This is a genomic window from Arthrobacter sulfonylureivorans, assembly GCF_022637435.1.
GTDB classification, from domain to species: domain Bacteria; phylum Actinomycetota; class Actinomycetes; order Actinomycetales; family Micrococcaceae; genus Crystallibacter; species Crystallibacter sulfonylureivorans.
On the sequence record NZ_CP093326.1, the window covers coordinates 3,956,926 to 3,972,796 of the forward strand.

The following is a 15,871-nucleotide window of genomic DNA, read 5'->3' on the forward strand; positions in this document are numbered from 1 at the left end:
CGGGGGCAGGCCGAGTCGGCCGGGGGCGACCGGAAGACGATGAGCGATCGAACGTCGGTCTGCTACCGGCCTTGCTGGCGCTGGTCGAGATCGAACCGGACAAACGCACGCGGCCCGGGTGCGGCGATCCCCGAATCCCATTGCTCGCCCGGCACCCGAGCGTTTTTTTGGCGCAGATGCTGCAGGCGGGGTTCCGACAGGGCGTGCATGGCTGCAACTAAGCCGAAGACCAGCCAGAAGAGAATGAACGACGGCTTGCCGAAGAACGCCGAGTTGTAGACAGAGGCAAACCCGAATTCATACAGGGAGAAGACCAGCAACCCGAGCGCCGCGCCGTCATTAGTTGAGCCGGATCTCCAGCTTTTGAACATGGTGGCCAGACAGAGCAGGACCAGCAGCGCGTACGCCGTGAATAGCAGCAGGCCGCCTTCACCCAGAATCTGCCAGATGGCTCCATCCAGAATCACCGGAGAACTTTCGGCATTGATTGAGTCGGCACTTTGCGAATGGAGCCCGGCACCCACCGCAGGGCTGGCCGCTAGAATATCCAGCGCTATCGAGATGAACTCGTTGTGGGTGTCCGTGGATTCGCGGACAGAGGCGTTCTCCATCAGGAAAAGCTCCCGCACCAAGAATGATTCTCCGATGCTGCGCGTCCAGACCCTGGACGTGAACACACACAGTACCGCGATCAGGACAACCAGCGGCGCTACCGCTGTGAGCGCAATCGTTTTGGCTGGGTTGGACACGGAAAGCTGCGGCAGAGCACGGAACAGCGCCGGCAGCATGAGGCAGACGGCGGTGACAACGGCACCGGCAATGGCCATCCTGGAGAACGTCGTCAGAATTGCTAGAAAGACCACGGCGGCCGATGCCAGCCGGCTCCAGCTGAAGCAGCATGCCAGCCTGCTCAGCTGCAAGGCCAGCAGCAGCAGCAGCACATTGGCGTAGACAATGGTATTTCCCAGTAAGCCGGTGGAACGGGTGATGTCCGTACCGTGGTAGCGGAAAAGGACAGTGTCCCGCGAGTACAGGAGCCAGCCGGGCAGAACGTCGCGAAATAAAAACTGGCAGATGCCTACGGCAGAGATAAAGACGGCGAACCGCAGTACCAGGTCCATCAGCCGTTGCTGCTCGCCGCGGTTCGTCAGGACCATGGCAATGGCGACACCGGCAACGATGTACAAAACCTGGCTGCGAAAGTCCAGTACCTTGTCGAACAGCGGTTCCCTGCCATGCAGCATCAGTGCGAGGTAGGTGAGGCTTAGCACGACGAAGGCCAGCATCCACAGGCTGAACCGAATGCCGCCCCGCCGCTGGACCGCTTGGAGTATGGCCAGGCCAGCCAGCGCCAGGACCAAAACATCAATAGCCACAGTGGCCGCGTAAAGCTGGCTTCCCAGCGGCACGAGGTTGATGAACCCACTGAGAAACACCACGGTGACCAGAGCTGCCGCCAGGCGAAAAGCCGGTGACCGGCGAACCCCGCCCACGGGCGCACTCCCTCCGCTTTCCCCCACCGAAACCCCCATTGGCTCAACCTAAGGCATTCCGTGCGGCCCGGTCAGAGCTGGAGCAGCGGATCTGTTCTTGCCTCGGGACAGCATACCCGCGATAACGCGGAGGTCCACGCTGCGGATACCGACAAAACCGCCTGCCGGAACCGCGAAGTACTTGCGCATCCAGATGATGTTCAGACCACCTGACACTATGTTGCCGATCAATGTGGCCGACGCGGCCCCGATTGCCCCCAGCGGGGGTGCCAACAGAATCAAGGCCGCGAGGCTGGCGCCTAGGGCCAAGGCAATGGACCAGCTGCGCAGACCCGGACGCCCCCGAGCGTTCAGTCCCGCGCCGGCCACGGAGCCCGGGTTGCCCAGCACTGTGCCAAGCAGCAGGAGCCAGATGACCGGTACGGCGGGTGCGAAATCCGGACCGAAGAACTCCGGCACAGCCCAGGCGGCAGCGAGCGCAATGACCAGCGATATCACCCCAGTTATCATGGTCGAGATCCTGGCCGCCGAAAGCATCCGAGCCTGATCTGGACGCGAGGATTCGGCGGCGAACATCACGTCTCGAACCGCAGCGTTGAAGATTAGTGCTAGCTCGCTGATGGTCACTGCCACCGCGTAGATACCCAGTTCCACCGCTCCGGCCAGCGGCATCATGAGCATCTGGTCGACGCGAGCCAGCAGGATGCCCAACACCGCTCCCGGCCAGATGACCATGCCGTATCTGAAGAGGCCGTCCGCCGCCCGGGCAGTCGGCGCGGGGGAACGCCGGCGAATCACGGCCGGAAGAATCAGGTATATCCCTATACCGGCAAAGTGGGTGATGGCGATGGTTGCCGTAGCTGCTTCCAGCGTCAGACTGTTGGTGAGGGCCAGCGCCACGATCGCCCCGAGCCGCAGCACTGCCCCGGTCAGTCGCTCCAACCCGACAAGAGCCCACGCGTGGTACCCGGCAGCGGCGGCGCGGACGGCACCGAGCAACAGAGCCGGTATCAACGCAAGGATAGCCAGCACCATCAAGCCTTGCAGGCGGGGCTGGCTGTTACTCAGCGGCCCGGAACTTAGTACAACGAACAGAGTGGCGGCCAGTCCGATGCCCAGCAGCGTCAGGCAGGCCCGGGAAAGCAGCCGCCGCACGTTCTGCCCTCCCCGGGCGACATAGTAGGTAACCGCTTCGGGCAGGCCGCAGGCGGCCGCCGTGGTGGCCAGGATCAAAGGGGCAGTCGCGGCTGCCAGTTCGCCGCGTCCGCCTGCCCCGAGTGCCTGCGCCAGCAGGGGCGCGGTGACCAGGCCCACGGCTGGCGTCATCACGTTGCCCACTGTGGACAGCAGGACGCCCTGTCCCAGACTGCTCCTCCGGCCAAGGCGAAGCAGTTCCCCCAACTTGTTCATGGCTTGTACGTTACTGTCCGGTCGGTGCGACCGATAGAGACAAGCGTGCGGAAGGTGCAACGTTTCTTGTAGACTGCGACCCATCGCGTCGCATGGGGGGCAACGAAAAGTGCTGGAGTCAAAACCACATCAAGTGCAGCCGGGGTCATTTCAGCTGCGCGACTATGGCGTACTGGTCAAACGTCACTGGATCGCCCTGCTGTGCGCCCTGGCACTGGGGATCCTCGGTTCCATCGGCTGGCTCCAGCTGCAACGACCCGTCTACACTGCTGAGTCCAGTGGTTATGTGGCGGTCGGCTCCGGTGAGGACCTGGCATCGCTGCAGTCAGCCGAGAGCATCGCCAGGTCCAAGGCAGCAGGCTACGAGGTTGTCGCCGCCACCCGGCCTGTTGCCGAGCAGGTGATCGACGCGCTGGCGCTGGAAACCACGCCGGACAAGCTCGTATCCCGGATTTCTGTCGACGCGGTGGAAGACACTCCCGTCCTGCGGGTCACCGCGGAGGCCGGGACCCCATCCCAGGCCAGAGAGTTGGCCGATGCCTGGGTGCTGGCGTTGGCGGAACAAGCACGAAAGATCGAGGGGCAGGGATCTTCAGAAGGAAAAGAGTCCCTGGTCCGGATAGATCTGCTGTCCGAGGCCTCGACACCAACGGCACCCGTCTTCCCGAACGTCAACCTCACCGTGGCGATCGGCGGACTCACCGGCCTGCTCGCTTGGCTGTGCTACGTGCTGACCCAGGTTCACTTCGACAGGCGTATCCGCACGGCAGGGACCATCGAGGAGAATTTCAGCATTCCGGTGCTGGCAACAATTCCGCTTGACCGGACATTGGATGCGGGCGGAAGGCTTGTCGCGCAGCCCGGGCGGGCATCCACGGACCGCCGGAACGGACACGCAGTCGGGGAAGCCCTGCGTGAACTTAGGACCAATCTCAGCTTCGTGGATGTGGACAATCCGCCGCGCATCATGGTGATCACCAGTTCACTGCCCGATGAAGGCAAGACCACGGTGACGGCCAATCTAGCCAGTATTATCGCCGCTTCCGGCCAGCAAGTGACCGTGGTCGATGGCGACCTGCGCCGTCCCTCCCTCACCGAGGCCTTCGGCCTGGTTCCCGGTGCCGGAGTGACCGACGTGCTGACCGGACGCGCCGAGCTGGACGACGTCCTGCAGCCGTGGGGGCCGCAGCCCAACCTGATGGTGCTCGGCGCCGGTCGTGTCCCGCCAAACCCCAGCGAACTGGTGGGCTCGGCAGCCATGACCCACATGCTCAGGGAGTTGGCTGCCAAATCGGTTGTCCTGATCGATACCTCACCGATGCTGTCGGTCACCGACGCCGCCATTCTGGCCAGCATTGCGGATGGGGCACTGGTGGTGGTGAGCGCCGGACGGAGCCGGATCGAAGAATTGGAGCGAACCCGTCAGAGCCTTTCCCTCGTCGGAGCACGCGTCCTCGGCGTCATTTTGAACCGGGCCCCGAACCATGGCTTTGAGGCCAAGCGGTATGGATACTACGGGCAGAACTACTACGTGGACGCCCCCATTCCTGCCGCCGACATATCCGGCGCGGTTCCGGAATCGGCCGAAGGTAAACACTCAGGGTTCCAGACCGTGCCTTTGTCCCCTGGGGTCCCTGAACATTCAGCGAAGCAGTGAACGTCCTCTTCATACCCGATGCGGCCCGGGTGGTCTATGCCTGTACAAGCTGCAGAGCGCGTCCTTTAACAATGCGGTAACAGTGCCGGAGAAGACCCCAGGGATGTCTTGCGATCAACTTCCAATGCTTGCCCATGATGTGCTCCATGGCTGAATAGAACGCCGCCTCGCTCGCGCTGAGGCTGTCCGGCTGGCGGTAGGCATGAACCAGCACTTCGGGTACGAAGACCAGTGGGACCGCAGGACGCTTGAGGATCTCCAGCCAGAGGTCCCAATCCTGTAGTCGGCGCAGGCGGATATCGAAACCCGGCGTTTCCGCCAAGACGGCCCGGTCCACAAGCACTGTCTGGGTGGAAATGAAATTTTCCCACAGCAGTGCATACTTACCGGGCGTCCGCCGCGGAGACGGGACTGTCATGGTCCGTGCTCCTGGCTGATGGATTGCCAGCCGGCAAAATACGAATCCGGGGCCCGAATGCTCGCGCGCTTCGAGTTGCCGCGCAATCTTACCGGGGAGCCACTCGTCGTCGCTGTCCTGGAATGCAACCAGTTGGCCAGTGGCCTCGGCAATCCCGCGGTTGCGGGCCGCGCTGGCGCCCTGATTCGTTTGGTGCAGGCAACGGATCCTGCCGTCCTCGGCTGCCATGGCGGCCACGACATCCGGGGTGCCGTCGGTGGAGCCGTCGTCCACAACGATTACCTCGTGAACCGCCGGATGCTGCTCCAGCACGCTGCGGAGCGCCCGTTCCACCGTCCCCACCCGGTTGAACACCGGCACGACCACGCTGACGGTCAATGGATCCGACGCCGATCGGTTCATGAGTCCTCCTATGGCCGGCTCAGCAGCCGGGGTCCACAGTAGGCGGCGGGCTTAGTAAGCTCCACTGCCCTTCGCTACGGCCCTGACAGTCCGCATGATGATGGTTAAGTCCCCGGCCAGCGACCAGTTCTCCGTGTAGTACAGGTCCAGGCGGACGCTCTCATTTAGGTCAAGGTCGCTGCGGCCGCTGACCTGCCACAGGCCGGTGATTCCGGGCTTGACCAACAAGCGCCGGTTCATGGCCGAGTCGTAGAGCGCCACTTCCTCGTTTATCTGCGGCCGCGGGCCCACCAGGGACATGTCCCCCCGCAGGACGTTCCACAGCTGCGGAAGCTCGTCGAGCGAGTACTTCCGGATGAACGCGCCCACCTTAGTGATCCGTGGATCACACTTGGCCTTGTAGAAAACACGCATTCCTGAATCAAGCACTCCGGCCACGTCCTTGTCCGCGTCCGTGTACATGGAGCGAAACTTCAGGATCCAGAACGGCTTGCCGTTCAATCCGATACGCTCCTGCCTGAAGAAGACGGGTCCGGCGCTGTCCAGTCTGATCGCGATGGCAACGAGCAGCATCAGCGGAAGGACGCACAGCAGACCGACGCCGGTGGTAAGGACGTCGAAAGCGCGCTTCAGGATATATTTGGAGCCCTCGAACGCCGGCAGGCTGATACGCATTAAGGGAAGCCCCTCGACCGGCCGCCAGTTGATGCGCGGGCCGGAGATGTCTCCGACATTGCTTGCTACGACCAACACCGTTCCGGTTTCGCCTAGGGCCCAGCCCAGCTCTCGCAGCGCCGTCCTGCTCTCGTCCGTGCCCGCGATGATGACCGCGTCGATGTTGTGCCGGTTCACTGCCTCGACAATGTTATCCGGATCGGCGATGACGGGAATGCTGTGCGCACGTCCAATGGAGAGGCTAGAGGCTTCGTTCTCCCCCTGTGCGGCACTGATGGCGGCACCAACCAAGCGGTAGCCTGCATCCGGAGCCTTCAGTATGCGCTCCGCTACGAATGCGACGTCCGCTGTCCTCCCCACCAGCAAAGCCCGCTCGCTGTATGCTCCCAGGGAGCGCTGGCCGCGCAGCCATAGGCGCCAGAGGTGCCTCGTCGCCAGCAGCGCGAAGAGCCCCAACGGAAGGGCGACGGCCAGCAGGCCGCGGGCAAGGTCGATTTTCAGCAACATCGCGCAGGCAGCGAACAGGCCGAACACGCTGAACGTCGCCTCGATGACCCGCCGGTACTCGTCGGTTCCCGAGCCCAGCATGGGCACCGAACGGCTCTGATTGGTGCCCAGCGCAATCAGCCAGACAAATCCCAAGACGGCCGTGACCGCCGTGTACGGAATGCCGAGTCCAGCAACCAGAACGTGATGGCCGGGCAGTTCCAGCCAGAGTATCTGGGCCAGCACCACTGACGCCCCGATCACCAACGCGTCGGTCAGCAGCAAGCGAAACCGCAAATCCCTGCCCCAGGAACGCTCGTCCCCGCCGGTCGCACGACGGCTATCGAGCTCGCGCTGGGAGACGCTGATGCTCCTGCTGGCGGTGCTTTGACCTCCGAGCGGTATTTTCGTCGCTGCCGTTTCCACGAAGAGCCTCTCTAGTTGCCTATGAGAACTCCTTTACGTTTATCAACCGCTTCTTGGATAAACCCTAGGGGTAACGCGTGACAGGGATCTGGCCCATCGCAGTCTTAAGCTGCTCCCAGAGTGGCTTAATCTGCTCCGGGACCGCCCCGGACAGTGGCTCTCTCCGCTCTCGAGCTACCGCTGACAGATCGTCATCTGTCAGCGGTCAAGTCGTCGGGCCAGGCCTCTACACCGGGCCGGACTGGTAGGCGTCCATACCCGGCGCCGCGGCGTTCAGCCGGCCCTCGGCGGCCCGCCACGCGTAGCAAACCCTGCCGAATGCGTGCGCGCAGATCCTCACGTCCTACCGGCACTTGCCCGGCAGCGGCCGGCTTCAACGACATCCCCCACGCCGCCAGCAGGGCGGGTGGCCGGCCCTCGGTCCAGCAAGGCGGCGTAGAGGGTCCGGTCCTCGGCGATAGAGCCAGACTCGGCGGCGGACAACGTCCCGGTGAATGGACTATGGACACGGTGATGATGGCAACTGTCCACCACCGCTTGCCGGGCGCTGACATCGCGTGGCCGGCATAGCTGTGCTCTCTCCCGGCGTCAGTGCGCCGGGACAATCTCCACCGTGCTGGCGAGCCGGCGGTTCTTGAGCACGGGCAGGAATTCGCGTACTTCGTCGATCCGGCGCCGGGTCACGTCGACGGTGACCACGCCGCGCGGTTCGTCGTCCAGGTAAGCCACCGGGATCCCCATCGGGTCCAGGATCGCCGAATGTCCCACGGTGTTGGTGCTCGAGGTCCCCGCCGCGGCCACCCAGCAGGTGTTCTCGATGGCGCGGGCGCGCAGCAGCGTTTCCCAGTGCTCAATCTTGTGATCGCCCTTGAACCAGGCGGCCGGCACGCACAGCAGGTCCGCCCCTTGCGAGGCCAGCGCCCGCGCCAGCTCGGGGAAGCGCAGGTCGTAGCAGGTGAGCACGCCGATGTTCAGTTCCCCCAGTTGCACGATCTTCAGGCCGCCGTCCCCGGGCTTGATCCGCTTGGACTCCTGGTAGGAGAAGGCATCGTACAGGTGCAGCTTGCGGTAGGTGTCCACAATCCGGCCGTTGGAGTCCACGATCACCAGCGTGTTGTACGGCCGCTCCTCGCCGCTGGATTCGTAGCCGCCCGCGATGATCGCAATGCCGACCTCAGCAGCGATGAAGGACAGCTGCTGCACGAACTTGGTCCAGTTTGCGTCCACGGCAGCGGCCAGATCGCCCTGCACATGCCGCACAGTGAACATCGATTCTTCCGGCAACACAATCAGTTCCGCGGCGTCGGCCTTGGCCTCTTCCGCAAGCGAGCGCACCGTCGCAAGGTTCTCCGACATCTCCCCGCTGGGGTTGAGCTGTCCGACGCTGATCTTCATGATGCGCTCCCGTCTTGCTGGCGGCGTGTGTCCTTCCAGCCTACCTAAGGTCAACTCATCGGCGCAGGTGGGAACGTTGCATTCAGAGTACGACGGCGGTGCGCCGGGTCGAGCGCGGCGGCCGCCTTCCGGATCCCGCCGGCACGACGGCGGTGCGCCCGGGCTTCTCGGCCAGCATCACTGCGCGCAGCGCAGGATGGCCTCTACGCTTCGGTCGGCGTCCGCTTCGGTGGTGGACCAGTTGCTGACGCTGATCCGCATCGCCGCCATCCCGTGCCAGGTGGTGCCGGAGAGCCAGAGCGTCCCGTCCTCCTGTACCCGGTGGACTACTTCACGGGTGAACTCGTCCGGGTCGGAGCCGTCCTCCGGCGTGAACCGGACCAGCACCTGGTTGAGCACTACGTCGTTGAGGATCTGGACGCCGTCTGCTCCAGCCAGTTGCCCGGCCATCCGAGCTGCCAGCGAACAGCAGCGCCCCACGAGGTCCGCCACTCCGTCGCGGCCAAGGGTCCGCAGCGCGGCGTAGGCCGGGAAACCGCGGGCGCGCCGGGAGAACTCCGGCACCCAGGCCACCTCGTCCCGCTCCTGCCCGTACTCAAGGTAGGCCGCATGCGGCGGGGACATGGTGCGCTGGTGCACATCGGAGTCGCGGACAATGGCGACACCTGAGTCATAGGGAACGTTGAGCCACTTGTGCGCGTCGGTGGCCCACGAATCCGCAAGCTCCACGCCGTCCAGCAAGTGCCGGAGCTCTGGGCTCGCGGTGGCCCACAGTCCGAAGGCGCCGTCCACGTGCACCCAGGCGCCGTCCCGCCGTTGCACGCGCTCCAAAGCCGCCCGGAGGGGATCAAACGAACCGGTGTTTACGTTGCCGGCCTGCAGGTTCACGATCAGCGGCTGACCCTCGGGGATCCGTTCCAGCACGGCGTCGAGTGCTTCCAGCGTGATCCGGCCCTGCTCGTCCGTGTCCACCAGGTGAATGCGGCGGCGCCCCAGCCCCAAGTACTGCAAGGCCGACAACACGGTGCTGTGGGCTTCTTCTCCAACAACGACGGCGATCTCCGGTGCGCCGAAAAGCCCGTCGCTGATCACATCCCAGCCGGCACGTTCCAGCACTGCTGTCCGTGCCGCAGCCAGGCAGGTGAAGTGGGCCATCTGGCAGCCGGTGACCAGCCCGAAGCCGCAGTCCAGCGGCAGGCCGAACAGGTCCAGCAGCCACTGGCCCACTGCCTCTTCCACCACCGATGCGGCCGGGCCGGCTACATACAGTCCGGCATTCTGGTCCCACGTGGACGTCAGCCAGTCGGCGGCAAGTGCCGCGGGCTGGGCGCCGCCAATCACGAAGCCGAAATAGCGTGGGCCGGCCATCGCCACAGCTGCCCGCCCGCCGACGTCGGCCAGGTGTTCAATGACCTTCCGCGGGTCCTCGCCCCGCTGCGGCAGTTGACCCACCAGCTCCCGGCGCAACTCGGCTACGTCCATTCCCGTTTTGACCGGGCGTTCCGGCAGCGACCGCAGATAGTCGGCAGCAAGTTCGGCCGTGCGGCGGAGCAGTTCGTCATCCCCCATGACGTGCATGCTACGCCAGCGGGCCAAGCTTGCGACAGGGGCTGCCAGCATTGGTGGGTTAACGGGGGAAGGCCCCGCCGTCGTTGGCGGGGCCTTCCCTTTTGAAAGAATGTCCGGCGGTGACCTACTCTCCCACACCCTCCCGAGTGCAGTACCATCGGCGCTGTGGGCCTTAGCTTCCGGGTTCGGAATGGGACCGGGCGTTTCCCCCACGCTATGACCGCCGTAACCCTTCGTGCACGCCCGGCACCCCTGGGGGTGTGTGGCGGCAAATCTGTGGCTACAAGCTTGTGCTTGGAACTTGTATTCAGTTGTGTTTTGTTCCCCTGGGGACAACGGGTTGTTGTCTGGGAACCACATAGCGGACGCGTAGCATGCTTTTGATCACCCACCCGCAGGGGTGGTGTGGTGTAAGTTGTCGGACTATTAGTACCGGTCAGCTCCACGAGTCTTTCGTCCTCGCTTCCACATCCGGCCTATCAACCCAGTGGTCTGGCTGGGGTCCTCTCCCCCCGAAGGGGATGGAAATCTCATCTTGAAGCCGGCTTCCCGCTTAGATGCTTTCAGCGGTTATCCAATCCGAACGTAGCTAATCAGCGGTGCACTTGGCAGTACAACTGACACACCAGAGGTTCGTCCGTCCCGGTCCTCTCGTACTAAGGACAGACCTTCTCAAATTTCCTGCGCGCGCAGCGGATAGGGACCGAACTGTCTCACGACGTTCTAAACCCAGCTCGCGTACCGCTTTAATGGGCGAACAGCCCAACCCTTGGGACCTACTCCAGCCCCAGGATGCGACGAGCCGACATCGAGGTGCCAAACCATGCCGTCGATATGGACTCTTGGGCAAGATCAGCCTGTTATCCCCGAGGTACCTTTTATCCGTTGAGCGACGGCCATTCCACAATGTGCCGCCGGATCACTAGTCCCGACTTTCGTCCCTGCTCGAGCTGTCGCTCTCACAGTCAAGCTCCCTTGTGCACTTACACTCGCCACCTGATTGCCAACCAGGCTGAGGGAACCTTTGGGCGCCTCCGTTACTCTTTAGGAGGCAACCGCCCCAGTTAAACTACCCATCAGGCACTGTCCCTGACCCGGATTACGGGCCGAAGTTAGATGTCCAGAGTGACCAGAGTGGTATTTCAACGATGACTCCACCCGAACTGGCGTCCGGGCTTCACAGTCTCCCACCTATCCTACACAAGCCACACCGAACACCAATACCAAACTATAGTAAAGGTCTCGGGGTCTTTCCGTCCTGCTGCGCGTAACGAGCATCTTTACTCGTAGTGCAATTTCGCCGAGTTTATGGTTGAGACAGCGGGGAAGTCGTTACTCCATTCGTGCAGGTCGGAACTTACCCGACAAGGAATTTCGCTACCTTAGGATGGTTATAGTTACCACCGCCGTTTACTGGGGCTTAAATTCTCCGCTTCGCCCCCGAGGGGGCTAACAGGTCCTCTTAACCTTCCAGCACCGGGCAGGAGTCAGTCCGTATACATCGTCTTGCGACTTCGCACGGACCTGTGTTTTTAGTAAACAGTCGCTTCCCCCTGGTCTCTGCGGCCCTTACCCGCTCCCGAAGCGCAAGGCTTCTTCACGGTCCGGGCCCCCCTTCTCCCGAAGTTACGGGGGCATTTTGCCGAGTTCCTTAACCATAATTCTCTCGATCGCCTTGGTATTCTCTACCTGATCACCTGTGTCGGTTTGGGGTACGGGCGGCTAAAACCTCGCGTCGATGCTTTTCTCGGCAGCATAGGATCACCGAATCCCCCCATACGGGGGTCCCGTCAGGTCTCAGGCTTCACGAACGGCGGATTTGCCAACCGTTCACCCTACATCCTTGGACCGGGACTACCATCGCCCGGCTCGGCTACCTTCCTGCGTCACACCTGTTAATACGCTTACCTCCCCGGATCGGGTCCCGCGCGCCCCGCCCATACTGGCCCCGAAGGGCACGGATGAACGGTTAGGGCGGTTAGCATCACCGGATTGGCATGGGCGGTTTTTCGCCGGTACGGGAATATCAACCCGTTGTCCATCGACTACGCCTGTCGGCCTCGCCTTAGGTCCCGACTTACCCAGGGCAGATTAGCTTGACCCTGGAACCCTTGATCATTCGGCGGACGGGTTTCCCACCCGTCTTTCGCTACTCATGCCTGCATTCTCACTCGTGTAGGCTCCACCACTGGCTTCCGCCGCAGCTTCACTGCCCACACGACGCTCCCCTACCCACCAGCGCTCCTGAACCACGAAGGCTTGGATATATACGCTGATGCCACAACTTCGGCGGTGTACTTGAGCCCCGCTACATTGTCGGCGCGGAATCACTTGACCAGTGAGCTATTACGCACTCTTTCAAGGGTGGCTGCTTCTAAGCCAACCTCCTGGTTGTCTGGGCAACTCCACATCCTTTCCCACTTAGCACACGCTTAGGGGCCTTAGTTGGTGGTCTGGGCTGTTTCCCTCTCGACTATGAAGCTTATCCCCCACAGTCTCACTGCTGCGCTCTCACTTGCCGGCATTCGGAGTTTGGCTGACGTCAGTAACCTTGTAGGGCCCATCGGCCATCCAGTAGCTCTACCTCCGGCAAGAAACACGCAACGCTGCACCTAAATGCATTTCGGGGAGAACCAGCTATCACGGAGTTTGATTGGCCTTTCACCCCTACCCACAGCTCATCCCCTCCATTTTCAACTGAAGTGGGTTCGGTCCTCCACGCGCTCTTACACGCGCTTCAACCTGGCCATGGGTAGATCACTCCGCTTCGGGTCTAGATCACGCCACTGCATCGCCCTATTCAGACTCGCTTTCGCTACGGCTTCCCCACACGGGTTAACCTCGCGACGTAACACTAACTCGCAGGCTCATTCTTCAAAAGGCACGCCGTCACAGCTACAAGGCTGCTCCGACGGATTGTAAGCACACGGTTTCAGGTACTGTTTCACTCCCCTCCCGGGGTACTTTTCACCTTTCCCTCACGGTACTTGTCCGCTATCGGTCATCAGGTAGTATTCAGGCTTACCAGGTGGTCCTGGCAGATTCGCACGGGATTTCTCGGGCCCCGTGCTACTTGGGATACTCTCCAAGCGGCGTCACGCATTACGGTTACAGGGCTTACACCTTCTCCGGCCGGCCTTTCAAGACCGTTCACCTATACGCACGCACTCACTTTCGCTGTCCGGCAGAACAGCAGCGGAAAGTCCCGCAACCCCGGCCATGCAACGCCCGCCGGCTATCACACATGGACCGGTTTGGCCTCTTCCGCGTTCGCTCGCCACTACTAACGGAATCACTGTTGTTTTCTCTTCCTGCGGGTACTGAGATGTTTCACTTCCCCGCGTTCCCTCCACGCACCCTATGTGTTCAGGTACGGGTCACCCGGTCACTCGCGCGCCGGGCGGGGTTTCCCCATTCGGACATCCTGGGATCACCGTTCGGTTATCAACTCCCCCAGGCTTATCGCAGATTCCCACGTCCTTCTTCGGCTCCTGATGCCAAGGCATCCACCGTGTGCTCTTAAAAACTTGACCACAAAGATCAAAATCAGCTATTCGAGAGAACCAGGACAGCCACACCCCAAAAAGGAGTGGGACCAAACCAGGTTCATCAAAAAAATTGCTTTAAGATGCTCGCGTCCACTATGTAGTTCTCAAACAACAACCCCGTCACCCACCAACACCACACACACAACGTGCACGGCACCGGAAAAATGCGGGAACAAGAGGAAACCAACCGGCCCCCACCTCGCATCGCTGCAAGACAAAGATCCTGTTGCCTCAGGACCCAACAGTGTGCCAAAAGACGCCCCCCACGACCCACCCCACACGTTCCAAGCACCCCCCGAAAGGGGCACCGTACTGGCATGCGGAGAACCGCGGACAACACCGAATCCGTTGATATTCCACCCATGAGCACCCGCCGGACAACTTGCGTGTCCGCAACGGGCTTGCCCTGCAAACCACCCAACCCGCACAGTGGCGTGTTGGGAACGGTTCGAGGAAGCTCCTTAGAAAGGAGGTGATCCAGCCGCACCTTCCGGTACGGCTACCTTGTTACGACTTAGTCCCAATCGCCGGTCCCACCTTCGACGGCTCCCTCCCACAAGGGGTTAGGCCACCGGCTTCGGGTGTTACCAACTTTCGTGACTTGACGGGCGGTGTGTACAAGGCCCGGGAACGTATTCACCGCAGCGTTGCTGATCTGCGATTACTAGCGACTCCGACTTCATGGGGTCGAGTTGCAGACCCCAATCCGAACTGAGACCGGCTTTTTGGGATTAGCTCCACCTCACAGTATCGCAACCCATTGTACCGGCCATTGTAGCATGCGTGAAGCCCAAGACATAAGGGGCATGATGATTTGACGTCGTCCCCACCTTCCTCCGAGTTGACCCCGGCAGTCTCCCATGAGTCCCCGCCATTACGCGCTGGCAACATGGAACGAGGGTTGCGCTCGTTGCGGGACTTAACCCAACATCTCACGACACGAGCTGACGACAACCATGCACCACCTGTGAACCGGCCCCGAAGGGAAGGACTGTTTCCAGCCCGGTCCGGCCCATGTCAAGCCTTGGTAAGGTTCTTCGCGTTGCATCGAATTAATCCGCATGCTCCGCCGCTTGTGCGGGCCCCCGTCAATTCCTTTGAGTTTTAGCCTTGCGGCCGTACTCCCCAGGCGGGGCACTTAATGCGTTAGCTACGGCGCGGAAAACGTGGAATGTCCCCCACACCTAGTGCCCAACGTTTACGGCATGGACTACCAGGGTATCTAATCCTGTTCGCTCCCCATGCTTTCGCTCCTCAGCGTCAGTTACAGCCCAGAGACCTGCCTTCGCCATCGGTGTTCCTCCTGATATCTGCGCATTTCACCGCTACACCAGGAATTCCAGTCTCCCCTACTGCACTCTAGTCTGCCCGTACCCACTGCAGACCCGGGGTTGAGCCCCGGGCTTTCACAGCAGACGCGACAAACCGCCTACGAGCTCTTTACGCCCAATAATTCCGGACAACGCTTGCGCCCTACGTATTACCGCGGCTGCTGGCACGTAGTTAGCCGGCGCTTCTTCTGCAGGTACCGTCACTTTCGCTTCTTCCCTGCTGAAAGAGGTTTACAACCCGAAGGCATTCATCCCTCACGCGGCGTCGCTGCATCAGGCTTGCGCCCATTGTGCAATATTCCCCACTGCTGCCTCCCGTAGGAGTCTGGGCCGTGTCTCAGTCCCAGTGTGGCCGGTCACCCTCTCAGGCCGGCTACCCGTCGTCGCCTTGGTAGGCCATTACCCCACCAACAAGCTGATAGGCCGCGAGTCCATCCAAGACCAAAAAATCTTTCCACCCACCACCATGCGGTGACAGGTCATATCCGGTATTAGACCCGGTTTCCCAGGCTTATCCCAGAGTCAAGGGCAGGTTACTCACGTGTTACTCACCCGTTCGCCACTAATCCCCGGTGCAAGCACCGGATCATCGTTCGACTTGCATGTGTTAAGCACGCCGCCAGCGTTCGTCCTGAGCCAGGATCAAACTCTCCGTTAATGTTTCAAACAGACACAGCACCAAAGGCCGGGAAAACGACCAAAGACACTGCACTAAATTCAAACCAGGCTGATAAAACCGCGACACACCACAGGGGCGGCACGCCACGGCACTTCAACCAATAAATAATTGGTATCAACAAACTTGGCACACTATTGAGTTCTCAAACAACAGGAGCACCCGGCACCAAGACGACCCTCACAGGCCCTCCATCGCTCCGGAGCAACTTTTCTAACTTACCCGGTTCCCGCGACCTTTGCAAATCGCCGTTTCCGGCGGATTCAGGTCCGAATCCCGGCCCCCAAACAAGTCCCCCCCAGAGGCGCGTAAAACGCACCAGAACCTGGCGTATTTTGAAGGGGTTTGGCCGCTGTTTTGTCTGCTTCAGCAGCAGCGACTCAGA

7 protein-coding genes and 3 rRNA genes are annotated in these 15,871 nt (G+C 61.7%); 1 reads left to right on the forward strand and 9 read right to left on the reverse strand.

Annotated features, from left to right (window positions below):
- Window positions 1-62 precede the first annotated feature (62 nt).
- The gene (locus MNQ99_RS18165) at window positions 63-1,493 is read right to left on the reverse strand and encodes an O-antigen ligase family protein (protein ID WP_241913980.1); all 1,431 of its coding nucleotides are present in this window, start codon (window positions 1,491-1,493) and stop codon (window positions 63-65) included.
- Window positions 1,494-1,541: 48 nt separating this feature from the next.
- Window positions 1,542-2,903 carry an oligosaccharide flippase family protein gene (locus tag MNQ99_RS18170; protein WP_241913981.1) on the reverse strand — a complete coding sequence of 454 codons (1,362 nt, stop codon included), beginning with the start codon at window positions 2,901-2,903 and terminating at the stop codon, window positions 1,542-1,544.
- A 133-nt stretch (window positions 2,904-3,036) separates the two neighbouring features.
- On the opposite strand from MNQ99_RS18170, the gene MNQ99_RS18175 reads away from it, so the two are divergent.
- The gene (locus MNQ99_RS18175) at window positions 3,037-4,560 is read left to right on the forward strand and encodes a tyrosine-protein kinase domain-containing protein (RefSeq protein WP_241913982.1); all 1,524 of its coding nucleotides are present in this window, start codon (window positions 3,037-3,039) and stop codon (window positions 4,558-4,560) included.
- 34 nt (window positions 4,561-4,594) lie between these two features.
- Here the strand turns inward: MNQ99_RS18175 and MNQ99_RS18180 are convergent, their stop codons facing one another.
- The 7 genes from MNQ99_RS18180 to MNQ99_RS18210 form a co-directional block, all read right to left on the reverse strand.
- Window positions 4,595-5,380 carry a glycosyltransferase family 2 protein gene (locus MNQ99_RS18180; RefSeq protein ID WP_241913983.1) on the reverse strand — a complete coding sequence of 262 codons (786 nt, stop codon included), beginning with the start codon at window positions 5,378-5,380 and terminating at the stop codon, window positions 4,595-4,597.
- A 51-nt stretch (window positions 5,381-5,431) separates the two neighbouring features.
- Window positions 5,432-6,967 (reverse strand): sugar transferase, encoded by a 1,536-nt coding sequence (locus MNQ99_RS18185; RefSeq protein ID WP_277883570.1) that lies wholly within the window; start codon window positions 6,965-6,967, stop codon window positions 5,432-5,434.
- A 588-nt stretch (window positions 6,968-7,555) separates the two neighbouring features.
- Complete coding sequence (locus MNQ99_RS18190) at window positions 7,556-8,362, reverse strand: carbon-nitrogen hydrolase family protein (protein ID WP_241913984.1); 807 nt, start codon at window positions 8,360-8,362, stop codon at window positions 7,556-7,558.
- A 177-nt stretch (window positions 8,363-8,539) separates the two neighbouring features.
- Window positions 8,540-9,931: a pyridoxal phosphate-dependent decarboxylase family protein gene (locus MNQ99_RS18195; protein WP_241913985.1), complete on the reverse strand. Its 1,392-nt coding sequence runs from the start codon at window positions 9,929-9,931 to the stop codon at window positions 8,540-8,542.
- Between the two features lie 111 nt (window positions 9,932-10,042).
- Window positions 10,043-10,159, reverse strand: a 5S ribosomal RNA gene (gene rrf / locus MNQ99_RS18200).
- Between the two features lie 177 nt (window positions 10,160-10,336).
- Window positions 10,337-13,464: ribosomal RNA gene (locus MNQ99_RS18205) — 23S ribosomal RNA — on the reverse strand.
- Between the two features lie 480 nt (window positions 13,465-13,944).
- Window positions 13,945-15,468, reverse strand: a 16S ribosomal RNA gene (locus tag MNQ99_RS18210).
- Together the 16S, 23S and 5S rRNA genes form the textbook arrangement of a ribosomal RNA operon.
- Window positions 15,469-15,871: the final 403 nt, after the last annotated feature.